The 16,285-nt window shown below is 55.4% G+C and carries 12 protein-coding genes; 11 read left to right on the top strand and 1 reads right to left on the bottom strand.

Annotation, left to right across the window (positions count from 1 at the left end):
- The first annotated feature begins 462 nt into the window (after positions 1-462).
- From GXX34_07955 to GXX34_07905, 11 genes are all read left to right on the top strand, one after another.
- Positions 463-2,319, top strand: a complete 1,857-nt coding sequence (locus tag GXX34_07955) for an adenylate/guanylate cyclase domain-containing protein (GenBank protein HHW07442.1) — start codon at positions 463-465, stop codon at positions 2,317-2,319.
- Positions 2,320-2,348: 29 nt separating this feature from the next.
- Positions 2,349-3,488, top strand: coding sequence for an HD domain-containing protein (locus GXX34_07950; GenBank protein ID HHW07441.1), 1,140 nt, complete (start codon positions 2,349-2,351; stop codon positions 3,486-3,488).
- A gap of 25 nt (positions 3,489-3,513) precedes the next feature.
- Complete coding sequence (locus tag GXX34_07945; protein ID HHW07440.1) at positions 3,514-3,870, top strand: DUF3307 domain-containing protein; 357 nt, start codon at positions 3,514-3,516, stop codon at positions 3,868-3,870.
- A gap of 157 nt (positions 3,871-4,027) precedes the next feature.
- Positions 4,028-4,177 (top strand): hypothetical protein, encoded by a 150-nt coding sequence (locus tag GXX34_07940; protein HHW07439.1) that lies wholly within the window; start codon positions 4,028-4,030, stop codon positions 4,175-4,177.
- Positions 4,178-5,414: 1,237 nt separating this feature from the next.
- Positions 5,415-6,602, top strand: a complete 1,188-nt coding sequence (locus tag GXX34_07935) for an MFS transporter (GenBank protein HHW07438.1) — start codon at positions 5,415-5,417, stop codon at positions 6,600-6,602.
- Positions 6,603-7,193: 591 nt separating this feature from the next.
- A complete protein-coding gene (locus tag GXX34_07930; protein HHW07437.1) occupies positions 7,194-8,156 on the top strand; it encodes a 4Fe-4S binding protein in 963 nt (320 codons plus the stop codon).
- 27 nt (positions 8,157-8,183) lie between these two features.
- Positions 8,184-8,975: an MBL fold metallo-hydrolase gene (locus GXX34_07925; GenBank protein HHW07436.1), complete on the top strand. Its 792-nt coding sequence runs from the start codon at positions 8,184-8,186 to the stop codon at positions 8,973-8,975.
- Between the two features lie 248 nt (positions 8,976-9,223).
- Positions 9,224-10,543, top strand: coding sequence for a radical SAM protein (locus tag GXX34_07920; GenBank protein ID HHW07435.1), 1,320 nt, complete (start codon positions 9,224-9,226; stop codon positions 10,541-10,543).
- 163 nt (positions 10,544-10,706) lie between these two features.
- Entirely contained in the window at positions 10,707-12,887 is a 2,181-nt protein-coding gene (locus GXX34_07915) for a molybdopterin-dependent oxidoreductase (GenBank protein HHW07434.1), read from the top strand.
- Between the two features lie 94 nt (positions 12,888-12,981).
- Complete coding sequence (locus GXX34_07910; GenBank protein ID HHW07433.1) at positions 12,982-13,410, top strand: N-acetyltransferase; 429 nt, start codon at positions 12,982-12,984, stop codon at positions 13,408-13,410.
- Positions 13,407-14,261, top strand: coding sequence for a DUF2064 domain-containing protein (locus GXX34_07905; GenBank protein HHW07432.1), 855 nt, complete (start codon positions 13,407-13,409; stop codon positions 14,259-14,261). Before GXX34_07910 ends, GXX34_07905 begins: the two co-directional genes overlap by 4 nt.
- Before the next feature lie 159 nt (positions 14,262-14,420).
- Here GXX34_07905 and GXX34_07900 read toward each other — a convergent pair whose 3' ends face one another.
- A complete protein-coding gene (locus GXX34_07900; protein ID HHW07431.1) occupies positions 14,421-15,590 on the bottom strand; it encodes an iron-containing alcohol dehydrogenase in 1,170 nt (389 codons plus the stop codon).
- Between the last annotated feature and the right edge of the window lie 695 nt (positions 15,591-16,285).

The raw sequence follows: 16,285 nt of genomic DNA, 5'->3' as shown, positions 1-16,285 counted from the left end.
GCCAGGGCCTCAGAAGTTTAACTGCACATTATCATCAAATTCGTCAAGCTTGGTGAACCGCCGTATACCGAACGGTACGTACGGTGGTGTGAGAGGACGGGGGTTAATCGCCCCCTCCTACTCGATTTGCACATGCCGGCGAAGGGCGGGGGACGGTGCCCCTGCCGGCGCAGGCTCCGGCGGTCCGCAGGAAATGGGATCCTGAGGCCGTGGTGGAAATTCTAAACGGCCGGCATTGGCGTAGCGCCGGCTGCCGGTGGTCCTGTTGGGCTGCGCGCTTGCTGCCATGGGTTCCGGGATTAATGTTCGCCTGGTGCCTGTGTCGGGAGAGCGTGCCAAAATTTTGCTTCACTTAAAGGATATTGCCTATTTACCAGAGAATAATGCCAATTATTACTGTTGATAGAAGATTTCTCAGAACGGGTAACCGGAATTTGTCTCCGGGGAGGGTTAAATTATTAAATGAGAAGAAGTCTTACCAAGGTGGCCCTGCTAATTTTGGCGGCAGTTATTCTTTTTGTTGCGACCTTAAGTTTTACCGGCGTGCTGGAACCATGGGAACTTGCCCTCTACGACACCTGGTTCAACCTCCGGGGCACCGTGGCCCCCAGCGGGGAGGTAGTGGTGGTGGGGATCGATGATGCCTCCGTGGCGGAGATCGGTCCCTGGCCCTGGTCCAGGGAGGTTTATGGCCGGCTGCTGGAGCAACTGGCACTGGCCCCGGTGGTGGGTTTTGACTTGATCCTGGATGTGCCTGGTGACCCGGAGGGGGACCGGGCTTTTGTCCAGGCCATGGGGGAACATGGGGGTGTGGTGCTGGCTACCATGTTCTCCTTCTCCCAGGAAGATGGAGAAGTCTATACGGAGCTCCTGATGCCCGCCGATCCTTTCTGGGAGACCCTTATGGCCACGGGTTTTGTCAATACGCCGGAGGATTTGGATAACAAAGTGCGCGGTATTATCCCGGTGGATCTCAACTTGATGGAACAGCCCTATCCCAGTTTGAGCATTGCCACGGCTTTACTGGCCATGGGCCATGCCCCGGATGATTTGGAGCTTTTGGGCCGCAGCTTGCGGGTAGGGGAGAGAATCGTGCCTTTAACCGGGGAGGGCAAACTCCTGCTGGATTTCTACGGGCCGGCGGAAACCATTCCCACCTATAGTTTTGCCGACGTGGCCTTGGGCCGGATTCCGCCCGAGGAGTTCCGGGACAAAGTGGTTTTTGTCGGCGTGACCTCTCCTTTGTTCCACGACCAGGTGCAGACGCCCTTTACCAAGGGGAATATGGTTCTGGACGGGAAACTGGCCCCGCCCGGGGTGGAACTCCACGCCACCGTGGTAGAGAACATGCTTCACGGGGAATTCTTCCAACGGGCACCGGCGCCGGTGAATTTGGCTCTGATTGTGCTCGGTGGTTTATTGGCTTTTCTCCTGACAGGCAGAAAAAACCCATGGGTGGGCTTTGCCATTACCGTGGGGATCCTGGTCTTGTTTACTGCTGCTGTCACCCATTTCTGGTATCGCAATCATTACTGGATTAATCTGGCGGCCCCGGCCCTGTCCGTCTCCATGACTTACCTGGGCTTGACCATTGAAGGTTATGTACGGGCGGAATTGGAGCGGCGGAAAACAAAGGCCCTGTTCGGCCGCTATGTGTCCCCGGCGGTGGTGGAGCAGCTCCTGGCCAACCCGGACCAGGTGCAGCTGGGGGGAGTGCGCCAAGATGTCACCGTCATGTTTTCCGACATCCGCGGTTTCACTGCCTACAGTGAAGGGCGGCCGCCGGAAGAAGTGGTGCAGCGGCCCAATGAGTACATGACGGAAATGACCGCCATTATCTTCCGCCACGGCGGGATGCTGGATAAGTACCTGGGCGACGGCCTCATGGCCGTGTTCGGAGCGCCCATCCCTTATCCGGATCACGCCCGGCGAGCCTTGGCCGCCAGCCTGGAGATGCAAAAGCGGCTGGAAGAGTTGAACCAGATCTGGATTGCCAGGGGGGAGAAGACCTTCAAATCCGGGGTAGGACTGAACTCCGGAAGCGTCATCGTGGGCAACATCGGCAGTCCGGAAAGAATGGATTACACGGTCATCGGGGAGGATGTGAACCTGGCTTCCCGGTTGGAAGGGATGAATAAGGAGTTCGGCACCAGCATTATTCTCTCGGGACGCACCCTAAAAAGCCTGGAAGCTACCGGCGCTGCCGCCGATTTTGACATTCGCCCTCTGGGAGCGGTACCGGTCCGGGGGTTTGAAGAACCGATACCCATCTATACCGTGGACGGATGGGCGGCTAAGGAAGCGCCTCAAGTCAGTTGAGTTAAGTAGTGGTTAGAGGAGGCTGAGCAATGATAGAAGACTCCCTGGTCAGCCAGGAACTGCAACAACGTATTGAGGAACTGGAGAAACTCCTCCGGGTCAGCATGGTGTTAAACTCCACCCTGCGTTTAGAAGAAGTACTGGTCATGGTCCTGGACCAGGCCATGGACACTTTGCAAGCCGAAGCGGGAACTCTTTGGCTGTTTACGGAAGACGGTGCGGAGCTTTTACCCCTGGTGGCCAGGGGTCCGAAGGGAGATGCCCTGAAAGGATTGCGCCTCAAGCGGGGTGAAGGACTGGCGGGTCAGGTGGCCGATTCCATGGAACCGATTCTGGTTTCCGATGTGACGAAAGACCCTCGCTGGGCCAGCAGGTTTGATGCGGCTACCGGTTTTATTACCCGTTCCATCTTGTGCGTGCCGATGGTTAACAAAGGTAAGTCCATCGGGTGCCTGCAGCTGGTAAATAAACTAGGAGGGCAGCTCTTCACGGAACGGGATTTACACCTGTCCATGTCCCTGGCCGGCCAATCGGCGGTGGTCATTGAAAACAGCCAACTGTACAGCCGCCTGGACTTGCTCCTGACCAGTCTGATCCGGACCTTGTCCTCGGCTTTGGATGCCAGGGATCCCTATACCCGAGGCCATTCGGAGCGGGTTAGCAAATACTCGGTAGCTATTGCCCGGGCGATGGATTTGCCGGAGAAGGAGCTTGAGGATATTGAGAAGATCGCTCTCCTGCATGACATCGGCAAAATCGGTGTCAGGGACGATGTGCTTTTGCAACAAGGACCGCTAAACGATGAACAGTGGAAGATGATGAAGAGCCATACCACTGTAGGGGCGCGCATTTTAGGTGCGATAGAACCTCAGTCTCTAGCCAGGGAATGGATGAAGGGAGCTTTGTATCACCAGGAGCGGTACGACGGCAAGGGATATCCCCAGGGCTTGGCGGGGAAGGACATTCCCTTGGTGGCCCGGATTATCGCCGTGGCTGATACCTTGGATGCCATGACCACGGACCGGCCCTACCGCAAGGGCCGCAGTTTCGAGGAAGCTTATGGGGAAATACTGCGCTGTGCCGGAACTCAATTTGATCCTGAAGTAGTAGCGGCTTTCGAAAAAGCTGCCCCCGTCATCCAAGAGATGATGGGGAAAAAGGAGAACTAATTATATCCAAAACCGGGGGTAGAACATGTCAACGGAATTTCTGGCATGGTTGATGGTAGGACACTTGGTAGGGGATTTCCTGTTCCAGACCCGCTGGATGGCGGAGAACAAGGCTACACAGTGGGTACCGCTTTTGATTCATGCATCGCTATACACTGGCATCATTGCTCTTTTTGCCCTGCCAGGCGGGGGACTTACCTGGTGGTCCCTCCTCTTTATTTTTGCCGCTCACCTGGGTTTGGACCGCAGGGGATTCACCAAGTGGTGGCTGAAGCATGTCAACAAATCCGGTGACATGTTCTGGCTGGTAATTGTTCATGATCAGGCATGGCACGTGCTCGTCCTGGCCGTTGTGGTACTGCTGGAGACGGTTTTGCTCTAATTCCGCTTTTGCCCCGGATGAAAAAGTGTGCCGGTTTTTTAATAAACAGTTGCTGAACCAGGGAAAATGGTTTATGATAAAGATCACAAAAAATCGGAAAATAAAAATAATAGCAAATATTCTGCCCGGTGAATGGAGCCGGAAGGAGGGACAGCAGGTGGTGCACAGCTTGAACCAGTTGTATGAAAAGGCGGAACGGGAGTACAATGCTTTCGCTCCCAACTGGGACTGGTTTGCCGCCCAACAAGAGAAAGACCCGCCCCATGACCCCTGGGCGGAGGTATGGGTTCGTATCGACCAGAACTAGGTTTGGGCATGCTTGTCATGCCTTTTTTATTTTTGTCTCTTTGGCAGCATTCCCTATTTATCGCCACCCCTTTCCCAGGATCGCTGCCTTTCCGGTAAACGCATTTCATGAAACCTCTTACCCGCCACCAATATTTGCTTTTCCGGCCCGCCTTTCAATAATCCCGGTATTAAGAAAACCTTAAAAGAGCCCGGCAGGTTGTCCACATTGGTGTGCCCACAGGGAAGCCGGAGCAAAAAGCCCGTTTCTTGAGCCGCTTTCTCAAAAGTGTTTTAAAATAATACACCTGGCATGCATAATAGCCCAGCCAGGGCCCATAGTTGCTTCAAAGTACAAAATAGAGCAAATACCCGCGGAAAGAAGCCTTAATTCTTCGGCGTTGTGGCAATTGGCATGCATTTTGCACTGGGATCAGTAACAGAGAAAAAGGAATGCTTTTTCCAAGTTTGGTGATGTTTGACCGGCCCAGCTTGTTGTTGGATTGCCGGCTGTGATCCCAGAATTCTTTCATAATTTGTGCCATGCATCAGGCTGGACTGCAGCTGGACGATGGTTTTGGGCTGTTCTGCCAGCCCAGCATATCATACTGAGCCAGGAAAGGGGTGTAGGGTATGGGTGTGTGAAACCTTTTGCCGGGTTTGACGAAGGAGAGTGGGTTGGAGATTCACGAAGACCAAGGTTGGTCAAGCCGGGTTCCCGGCATGACCAAGTCAATGCAAGGGAGGCAACAACGAAGGCCGGTAATGGTGAGAGGCGAGGCTGTTGCGGAAGCATGTAACAAGGGCCTCCGGTTTCTCTTGCGGGAAACGGAACTTGGCTGCCCGCGGATGCACACCACTCAGCAGCCGTCCAGGGGCCCTAATCAAACAAGTACTACCGTTGGCCCAGGCATGTTCGTGATTTAACAAACAAGCATCCAGCTTGCTGTTTCATCAAGGGTTGAAAGTGCATGACGGTGGGTTGTATGGTTCCATGCAGTTTTACCGTTTCAATGGGAACACAAAAGGCATCATTGTAACCTTTTCACCATGGATTCTTTCTTAGGTCCCGGCAATGGACATTCATAACGGCCGTAATTGACAACCCAAGGTAAGCCGGCTCCGGGTCGTGTCTTCCTGCCGGTGCAAATGGCTGTATACGGCATCATGGAAGGACAACGCATGCCCCGGGGGAACTCCTGCCGGTAGAAGCGTAGCTGCGGTGTGAAGAAAAATCAATAAGGAGAGGGGTCGTTTCCATGGAACAAAGTAAAGGCATGATCAAATTAGCCATTTACAGTTTTGCCATCTTAATGATGGGTGTCATGGCTATCGCCAGCGGCTTGCATGTCATCGGCGAGCATTTCAGCGATGTCCCCCAGACATCCATCCAGCTTTTGATCACTCTTCCTTGTATCATCATTATCATTGTTAACCCTATCGTTGGTAAACTGCAGGAAACAATCTCCATGAAGACCCTGGTCTTGTTCGGGATCCTTTGTTTCCTGATTGGCGGCGTTGTCCCGGCTTTCATCGAGTCTTTTGGTGCGATCCTGTTCTTCCGGGGACTGTTGGGTGTCGGTGTCGGAACGGTCCAAGTGCTTTCTGCCTCCCTGGTGGCAGCATATTTTGACGGTGACGAGCGGTCCCAGGTGATGGGTCACATGACTTCCGCCCAGATGCTTGGATGCGCCGTCATGGTCTTTGTCAGCGGTTACTTAGCCTTAATGGGCTGGAATATCACCTTCCATGTCCACTGGATCGCTCTCATTTCCCTAATCTGTGTGGCCGCTTTCCTGCCGAAACCCAAGCCGGCCAAGTCTGCGGCCGCTGAAGGCGGCGGGTCCTTCGAAAAGCCCCAATTAACCGGAGCTGCTTTTGGCTGGGCGATTACCATGCTCCTCTATTTCATCAGCGGGTTAATCCTGGCCACCTACATGGCCTTCTTCGTAGCTGAGCAAAACCTTGGAACCGCTGCTCACGCAGGACAAGCTACCATGATTTTCGCTATTGGCGGCTTCCTGATGGGGCTGGTGTTCGGGAAACTGGCGCAGGTGGCCCGGAACAACTCCCTGGCCATCGGCCTGTTCATGGGTGTCGTTGCCTACCTGCTTATTGCCTATGCTCCGAATATTTTCTTTGTCTACCTGGGCAGCTTGATTTACGGTTTCTGCGTCAGCACCGTTTTTGCCGCGATCATGGTGGGCACCTCCATGTCCGTTAAGCCTAACGCGGTACCCCTGGCCATGGCCATCGTGGTCATGGGACAAAACCTGGGTTCCTTCCTGTGCCCCTATGTGATTACACCTCTGGCGACTGCCATGAGTGCCAGTGTGAATAAGAACGCTTTCATCGTGGGAGCCATCTGGTTCGCCGTGATGGGCGTGGTGGCCTTGATTTGGGGCATCGGCAAGAATGCCAAAGAGGGCTCCGCTGCCAATCCCTAATGCCTACTGACCTCAATATGCCAAGGTAGGAAGGAGATTAACAAGGCCGGGCCGACCATGCCCGGCCTTGTTTCAACTCGTTGTCAAAGGGCTCCTCTGGCGCTTGGTATTAATCCCCGGCTGCCAGGAGCCCTGCGATTATCAGGAACATGCTTCTGGCGGCAGCCTGTCATGGCTTTTCCATAAGCCATGCTTTTTGTTTTTTACGGCCGGATGTCATGTTTGAGTGCGGAACCCTGTCGGCCGGGGCGCCGGGAGCACCCGGGCACAGTACGTATTAAATGTCTTGCTGGGTTTTATGAAAACTACGAAGACGTAAAAAGAAGCGGCCATGCTTGCAGGGGAGCCAGGAGAAGAGCTGTCTTGGCGGCTCCATGCTCACTGGAGCTGCCCGGGTTTGTCTCAGAATGAGACTCCTTTCATGGATTTGCAGCCCGGGTAATAACCGGCAAACCATTGGGATGACATGTTTCCGGAGGTCCAGCCGCCCATTGAAGGGCTTGTAAGTACTGGCATAAGTCTTGCATCAACCATGGGTAAGTACTCATTGATAACGCCGGAGCCGGTTTGCCGGCATTAAGGAGTGAAGCTATGGATTATCAAGAACTGAGCAGGATTTTCAAGGAGACATTATCATTGCGCTGGGATCCCGTGGCGGTGCGGCTGGTGAGGATGGGGGAGGAAAGACCCCCGGAAGCGGTGGAGCCGCCGGTGCCCTTGCGGCACTGTCAATCCATCATTGCTGCCAGAAGAGGTAACTGCCTTTACATGCCGCCCCGCAGCCATGCCTGCCCTGACGGCGCGGGCATCTTAGGGTTAGTGGAGATGTCCCCGAAATTGCGGTCCGGGGAGTTATACCTGCTCTTTAAAAAAATGCCCGACTTGGAAACGGCCCGTAAGATGATTGCTACCCGGCCCGAATTCCCGGCGGGGGAATATGAGGCCACCTTGCTGGCGCCGTTGGGGGCTGCTGCCTTTGCGCCGGACGTGGTGATTTTCACCTTGTGGCCGGAACAAGCCATGTGGATGTGCTGTGCTCTGACTTATGCCACCGGGGAGCGGCAGTATTTCAAAACTTCAGGATTCAATTCCACCTGCGCTGACCTAGTGGTCCAGCCCATGCAATCCGGCGCCATGAATATTTCCTTCGGCTGTTACGGCGCCCGGGCCGCCAGCGAGATCAACGATTTTGAACTGTACTTGTCGGTGCCGGTGCCCTTATTGGAGCCCATTGCCCGCTCCCTCCTCAAGCTCTCCCAGAAAAGCATCCCGGAAGAACGGCAGAAAATCTACCTCCACCCGGTGCTGGATAAAGTCGGTCCCCGCCGGCCGGAGGTTAAAGAAACGGCGGGAAGCAGGGTGGAAATCTTTATCGATACCGAACGCTGCTTGGGCGATGGGCTATGTGTAGCCTTTTGCCCGGCGGGAGTGCTGGCATTGGTGGAGGGCGAGGGGGGCAAACGGGTCCAAGCCCTTTACCCGGAAAAATGCAGCGCTTGTTATACCTGTGCCGGTCAATGCCCGGAACGGGCCATCCAGCTTTCTTACCGGTGATGACCGCGCCGCGGAGGGGGAGGAAAGATGGGGGTGGAATTTAAACTGCTGGGCACCGGTGCCGGGCTGGGCATCCCGTCCTTCTACTGTGATTGTGTCGCCTGCCGGGAAGCTTATGCTGACCCGCATCGCGCCAGGACCCGCAGCGGCGCGGTGCTGGATACGGGTGTCGAGAGGGTGTTAATCGATGCTTCCCCTGATTTGCGTACGCAGTTAACCCGGGAGAAGATTCCTTCGATCGATCACCTGTTGATTACCCACTGGCATTATGATCATTTCGGCGGCATCGGCGACCTGGAGTACTATGTGCGCTTGGCTCGCCGGCGGCCTGTGAAACTTTACTTGCCTCCCAGCGCTGTTCATGCATTTCATAGTGCTTTTCCCTTCCTGGTGGATGTGTTCCAGGTGGAAACCTGGGCCTTTGGGCGCAGCTTGGTGTTTCAAGGGGCGAAATTGACGGTTCTGCCGGCCAATCACAACATTGAAACCGGCGGGGTGCTGGTGGAAGGAGAGAGAAGGCTGGCCTATTTTACCGATACCGCCGGGCTGCCGGAAAGCACGGTGCAGGAAATTGAGGGAGTGGACTTTCTCATCTGTGATGCCACTTTTCACGGGGAAAACTGGTTCCCGGACGCCCATATGAACTTTGAGCAGGCTATCTCGCTGGGGCAGCAGGTGAAGGCGAAAAAGACCGTGCTGACGCATCTAGCCCTGCATTACAGTGTGCCGGTGACCGCAGCCCAAGTGGAGGAAATGCTCAAGGATCACCCGGCGGTGGCTTTAGCTCATGACGGCATGGTGTTTGCGTTATCCGGTTGACAGAGGAGCAGGGGGTCCAAATATAACAGCCGCGGGGATGCTTCGCTTGCGTTAGCGCCCGGTGGTTAAGAAGACAGTGGATTGAAAGTTAGAGAGTATTTCCCGGCCAAGGGGTGTGTACGGCGCAGTACCGGTTTCGTGCACGAACCTTCTGGGCCGGCAGGTGGCAAGATTGATCGGATGTTTGCCTTCCCCGATAGGCAGGACAGGACTTGCCGCGGCGGGGCAGGCGGTCAGGAGGAACAGGGATGGAGCCAATTCAGCCAGGGGCGGTTATCGATGCTACTCAAAGTGTATGCCCTATTTGTTTAAGAAGGGTGGACGCCGGGATAGTGGTCCGGGACCGACAGGTCTATATGGAAAAAAGCTGCCCGGAACACGGTAGTTTTACCGTTTATCTGTGGCCCGATGCGGAACATTACCGGTGGATGCAGAGTTTTCAAATACCTACGGTTCGTCCCCATACCACGGTCCCGGTGGTCAAGGGGTGCCCGGAGGATTGCGGGCTATGCCGGGCCCATCGCCGTCATCCCACCCTGGTGGAAATTGAGGTGACGGACCGGTGCAATCTACGTTGTCCCGTGTGCTTCATGGCGGCGGGGGAACCCCGGGCGGCCCCGGCGCCTGATCCGGATTTGGAGCAAATCGCTGCCAAGTACCGGTATATTCTAGCCAATACCGGCCCGGAAACCGGCATTCAATTGACCGGGGGAGAGCCGACGGTCCGGGCCGACCTGCCGGAGATTGTGCGCACCGGCCGGGAAGCCGGCTTTCAATACATTGAGGTCAACACCAACGGCGTGGTGATCGGCCGCAGCCCGGATTTCATCCATAGACTGGCCGAGGCCGGCATCAGCGGCATCTATTTACAATTTGACGGTTTGACGGGAGAGGTTTACGAACGGATCCGGGGTCAGGATCTCCTGGACACTAAGCTCAAAGCCATTGAAAACTGCCGCCGGGCCGGGGTGCAGGTGGTGCTGGCCATGACGGTGATTCAGGGCATAAACGAGGACCAATTAGGCCGGGTCCTGCATTTTGCCCTGGATAACCGGGATGTGGTGGCCGGTATTGCTTACCAGCCGGCCTTCGGTTCCGGGCGTTTTGACGTGTCCATGGAGAAACGGATCACCATGGGGGATGTCATTTTCATGCTGGCAGAACAAAGCCGGGGTTTGCTGGGCATCTATGATTTCTGGCCCCTGGGCTGTTCCCATCCCCTGTGCTCCAGCTCCACTTACCTGATCCAGGAGGGAGGGGCTTTCAAACCCTTTACGCGCCTCCTGACCCCGGAGGAATACAGGCAGGCTTTCCGGCCCGACAGTCCCCAGGGGTCCGTGTTTGCCGACATTGCCGCGGACAAACACCCGGAGCTGGAGCCGGGGCTGTCGATTTTGATTGAGAATTACATCGATGCCATGACGATGGATCTTAAGAAACTGCGGGAATGCAGCATGATCGTGGCCGGGAAAAACGGCGGCTTGGTACCTTTCTGCGGCTATCAATTGACCAATATTTACGGGGAAAAACCTGGGGAGATTCAGCAAAGAAGCTGCTTCAGATTATGACAAAAAGGTATCCGGCGTTAATCGCAGGGCTGCATGGGATTAAAAATAGGGCTCCATGCAGCCGGCGATGAACACCGATGGCCAACGAAGCAGTTTGTCAATAAGCGGAAGCAAGAAAGCTGTTCTTAGGTTTGTTAAATAAAGCACTGGCAGGTAGACAGCGATGGATGGAAAAAAGATGAAAGTTCGGTCCAACTGCCGCTTTTGCGGCTATCAATGTGGCATCCTAGCCACTGTGGAAAAGGGACGGGTGGTGAAAGTGGAGCCCGATGCCACCCGTTTTCCCTACAGCAAGGAAATCCAACAGGCTTGTAAACGGTGGCCTTTGATCCCGGAAGTGATGGATCATCCCCAGCGCATCAACTACCCGTTAAAAAGGGTAGGGGAGCGGGGCAGCGGGCAGTGGCAGCGCATTACCTGGGATCAGGCTCTGGATGAGATTGCCGCTAAACTGCAAAAGCTGAAAGAGCAATACGGTCCGGAGACCCTGGCCACCAGCATTGGGGGACCTCATACCACTTACTGGCCATTGCACCGCTTCATGGCCCTTTTCGGCAGCCCCAACAACATGGGGATCGGCCAAATCTGCTGGAACCCGGGGATATGGGCCAGCAGCATCACCTATGGCTGGCCCATTGGCATGGAACTGGATCCCGACTACACAGAGTGTGCCCTGCTCTGGGGAGTTAACCCGGCGGCATCGGATAATTCCCTGTTCTGGCACACGGTGCAGGAATTCGCCCGGCGGGGTAAGCCGTTAATTGTGGTGGATCCCAGGTACACGGAGACGGCGGCCCAAGGGAGCCTTTGGCTGCCCGTCCGGCCGGGTACTGATGCGGTTTTGGCGCTGGGGCTGCTGCAGGTGATCGCAGCGGAAAAGCTTTATGACCGGGATTTTGTTGAACACTGGTGCCGGGGTTTTGACCAATTGGCAGAACACCTGACACCCTATTCGCCGTCTTACGTGGCACAAGTAACCGGGGTTCCGGCGGAAGATATATGCAAAGCGGCCCGGTTATTTGCGGCAAACAGGCCCGCCTGCCTGTATACCGGTCGGGGGATTGACCAGCTGGGGCCCAACAGTTTTCCGGCCCACCGGGCCCTGGCCATCTTAAGGGCCGTCACCGGGAACCTGGATGTGCCGGGGGCCTCCCACCTGCACGTCATGCCGGATATCACCCCGGAGGTAGATTACGAGCTCGGCGAGATGTTTGCGGCTACCCATCCCCGGTCCGTGTCCGGAGAATTGGTCCTGCAGTCATACCGGGGTTATGCCAAAGTGCGGGAGCAAACCATGAAGCACCACAAGCGGCTGCCCATGCGTTATTTGATCTCGGCTCACCCGCACCGCATCTGGCAGGCCATGTTGACCGGCCGGCCTTACCCGGTGCGGGCCATGATCGTGATGGCTTCCAATCCCCTGTTGACCCAAGCGGATACTAAGCTGGTGTACCGGGCTTTAAAGAGCTTGGACCTGCTGGTGGTGCTGGAATTGTTCCAGACCCCCACGGCGATGCTGGCGGATTATGTCTTGCCCAGTGCGGGAGTGCTGGAGCGGCCTTTACTGGAAACCAATGCCGGGGTAGCCAACATCGGCTACGGCGGGGACGGGGCTGTGGCGCCTTATTACGAGCGCCGTCCCGATTATGATTTCTGGAAAGGCTTGGGCTTGCGGTTAGGGCAGGAGGAATACTGGCCCTGGCCCACCTACCGGGATGCCCTGGCTTCCGGCTTTGCCGGCACGGGAGTTACCTGGGAGGAATTCTGTACCACCGGGATTTACGGGCCGGAAAACAGGTATTGGAAGTATCTGGAAGCGGATGCAGCCGGGCGCCCCATGGGTTTTGCCACGCCCAGCGGTAAAGTGGAAATTTACAGTGAACTGCTGCAAGAATTAGGCGCCGATCCCTTGCCCTTGCCCAAGGAACTACCGCAAACCACGGAAGATTATCCCCTGCTTCTATTAACCGGCGCCCGCATGCAGCCTTATTATGCCTCCAGTTATCACCAGCTTGAGCGTTTCCGGCGGGTGCATCCGGAGCCTGTGGCGGAAATGAGCCCGGGGACAGCTGCTTCTTGGGGACTGCAAGAAGGAGATCCCGTCGTAGTGGAGACGGCCCGAGGCAGAGCCCGTTTTGTGACTCGCATCCTGCCCATGTGTGACGGGGTGGTCAGTGTGGAGTACGGCTGGTGGTGCCCGGAAGAGGACTTGCGGGATCCGGAGTTAGGCGGCATTTGGCGCTCCAATGCTAATCTTTTAACCGGCGGCGATTATGAGACCTCTGATCCCCTAATAGGGACCTGGACTTATAACGGCATTCCCTGCCGGGTATGGAAAGGGTGAGGAACCGGTGCATAACGTTCATCCGAAAGCCGTGTTGTTACCTCAAGAGCTGCAGGTAGGGTTTGCCCGGAAAGAGGATGAAGAGCAGCTCAGCATGATTTTAGCTGAGTATGGCATGGGTATTCCGGGCAGGATCGAGGAACAGCTAGTCGTGAAAGCCGGGGGACAAGTATTGGCGGGAGCCAAAGTGGCACAAACCGGTGCCGACCGTTTTTTCCTGGAAGTGCTGGGTGTAAGAAAAGAGTACTTGGCCCAGGGCATAGGGCGGCTCTTGTTAGGGGAAATCCTTAAGAATCCCTGGCGCTGCTGCCGTCACTCCGCTCAAGACGGCCAAGCCGGGGGACGGTTTGAGCTGGCGACCCTGGCGCGGGGCGGGGCCGGCGCCTTCTACGAGAAAATGGGTTTTGCGGCCTGCCGGATGGAAGAACTGCCGGACCCTTACCGGGAACAATGTGACGCTTGCCCGGAGAAAAAGGCATGCCAGCCTGTTCCCATGATCTATGCGGGAGGTAACGGTGCATGAAAAAAGCAATCCTGGTCTTTACCAAGGTGCCCAAAGTAGGCGACTGCAAGACCCGCCTTACGGAAGCCCGGGGCGGCATCCTCACCCCGGAAGAAGCGACGGCGTTGTACGAGGCTTGTCTGCTGGATGTGCTGGACACTTGCTTGTCCGTTGGGGTGGATGTATGGGTATGCCACAACAGGGACGGGGATCGCTCCCACCTAAACTACCTGCTGGCGGAGTTAAAGGACCTGGATCATCTTGCCGGTGTCTTTCCCGACCAGGGCGGTAGTTTTGATGATTGCATGCAGTATGCGGCGGATTTTATTCTGAAATCGGGACAACAAAACCGGCTGGCGGACTGCCTCCTCATCTGCGGCGGCGACCTGCCTTCACTGCAGCCTTCTACCTTAAAAGATGCCCTGATGAAGCTGGAGGCATTGGCTTACAGTAAAGCGGGCCAGCAAGCTGCCATGAAAGAAGTCACAGACCGTGAAGGAAGATTAATTGGTGCGGCTGTGGTGGAGGGGGCATGCCAGGAAGGGGGCTTTTCCTTAGTAGGGCTTACTTGCACTACGGATTTTGATTTTTATTCCGTCTTTTATAATATTCATGGCGTTACTGCCCTTGATATGCTGGCTAATAAGGTCTGGGAGCGGGATATCCCCATCGCCTTTGTGGAACAGGTGCCGGATTTGGACCTGCCGGTGGACCTGGCCAGCCTGATACCGGTGCTCAGGGTGATGGAACTGGCTGCCCAATATGACCCTGGTGTGAAAGTGCCCCGGCGAGTCTTGCGCTACCTGGAGGACATCGGGCTGCAGTCCACGGCCGTACCACCGGAGAGTAAAAAGCTGGAAATGCTGAATTAAGGTTTTGGCGGCGGGGCAGTATCTGTTTTATCAGGCAGGAACCGGCGATAAGCCGGGACGAAAAGAGGGCTGCAGGAGGGATATCCCCACCCGCAGCCCTTATCATTGCCGGCTTCAGCCGGCGATTTACCAGGAGTCAACCGGATCTGTCAATGATCTTTACTTGAAGCAAGATTCAAAGAGTTTAGCTACATCCTCAGGAGTGCACGGTCTTGGGTTAGTGGTGATCGGGTTATCTCCCATGGCTCTTTCGACCAGGGCCGGGATCTTGTCCTTGGTAGCTCCGATATCATCCAGGTACTTCGGTACTTCGAATTCCTCCGCCAGTTTTTCCACCCATTCGACGGCTTTTTCGGCAGCTTGGGCCGTGGTAAGACCTCTGATATCCAGTCCCGCGGCTTCAGCAATGTGGGCGAATCTTTCCGTTTGAGCCTCCAAGTTGAATCTCATGGCCGTGGGCAGCAGCATGGAGTTAGCCAACCCGTGGGGTGCGTCAAAGAAAGCGCTCAACTGGTGCGCCATGGCATGGCAGACGCCCAGTCCGTTCAAACTGAAAGCCGTTCCTGCCATCATGGAAGCGACCAGCATTTCTTGTCTTGCCTCCATGTTCTTCCCGTCGCGGTAAGCTATCGGTAGGGAACGGGCAATCATCTTTACGGCATGGATGCCTAAAGCATCGGCCGGTGGGAACTGGACTTTGGATACATAGGATTCAATGGCGTGGGTCAAGGCGTCCATGCCGGTGTAGGCGGTGAGTTTGGGCGGCATGGAAACGGTAACTTCGGGGTCCAAAACGGCATAGTCGGGAATGACCAGCGGGCTTAATACGCCGAATTTAACTTGTTTTTCTTCATTGGTAATAACACCGACGAAGGTCACTTCCGTGCCGGTGCCGGCCGTGGTGGGTACAGCGATGAAGGGCAGCAGCTTGGGCGTGATTTTCAGGATGCCGCCGATGGCAATGTCATACTCGGTTACATGGCCGCCATGGGTGTAGACCACGTTCGCCGCTTTGGCGCAGTCGATGGGGCTGCCGCCGCCGATGGCCAGGATGACTTCCGGCTGAACCTCTTTCATGTAATCGACAGACTTGTGAACCATGGCGGTGGTGGGGTTGGGACCGATGTCTCCGAAGAGGCCGACCACAAACCCTTCCTCTTCAAGTTTCTTCTTGGTGTCGGTGATCATGGGGAAGTCCTTCATGGTCTCGTCAGTAAAGATGATGATTCTCTTCTTACCCAGACCTTGGACGATCTCCCCGATCTTTTTCAATGCACCCGGTTCACACACCACGTTCTTCGGCCAGCAATTATGGATGACCAATGCCATGCAAACTCCTCCTTTTTAGATTTTTATTTTTTTAGTGAGTGAGGCGAACGGGCTTGCTTGTCTCACTCACCGGCACGCCAAAGGATCAATGGGTTTTTTCTTCTTCCCGGCCGGAACCTTTGCCAGGTTTTCTGAACGGCCAAAGTATCACGGCTGCCGGTCTTCATCCTGCACCTGGGGCGCTGGACCCGCCCTTGCTACCGGCCGGGAGGTTTGGCATCCGGGCCGGGGTCACCCGGTGGGTGCCGGTGGTACCGGCCGGCCGGATGGAGACCGGCAGCGGGGGTGGAGGCAAATGGGACTTGCTGGGGCAGCCCGGCAAAAATGAATCACCCGCTTACAAAGCAATATCTGTGCCAGCCTTTGAACCCCGATAATACTTGGGCTTGAAGCCGGCTCCATGGACGGGATTGAACAAATTAACACAATCACAATAATTCTTTGCTCATTAATATGGGAATGTGATACAATTAAATTGTCGAGTGTTTCTAAATAATACAATTGTTTTTGCTGTTTTTCCGGTTAAGGCGGGCCAAGGGTGTGTCTCGCTCTGTACAAAAATTTTTATTAATTGAGCCTTTTGCAAAAACGCTAGTCCTTATAAATCAATGTACTGGATAACAAAGAAAAGGACTTCACCCCAAATTGGAGAATCTTTCAAGTAATGACACAAAAAAGAAACCCAAGGAGTGAAG

The sequence above is a fragment of the Clostridia bacterium genome (genome assembly GCA_012840125.1).
Lineage (GTDB): Bacteria > Bacillota > DULZ01 > DULZ01 > DULZ01 > DULZ01.
This window is presented reverse-complemented; position numbering and strand designations above follow the sequence as displayed.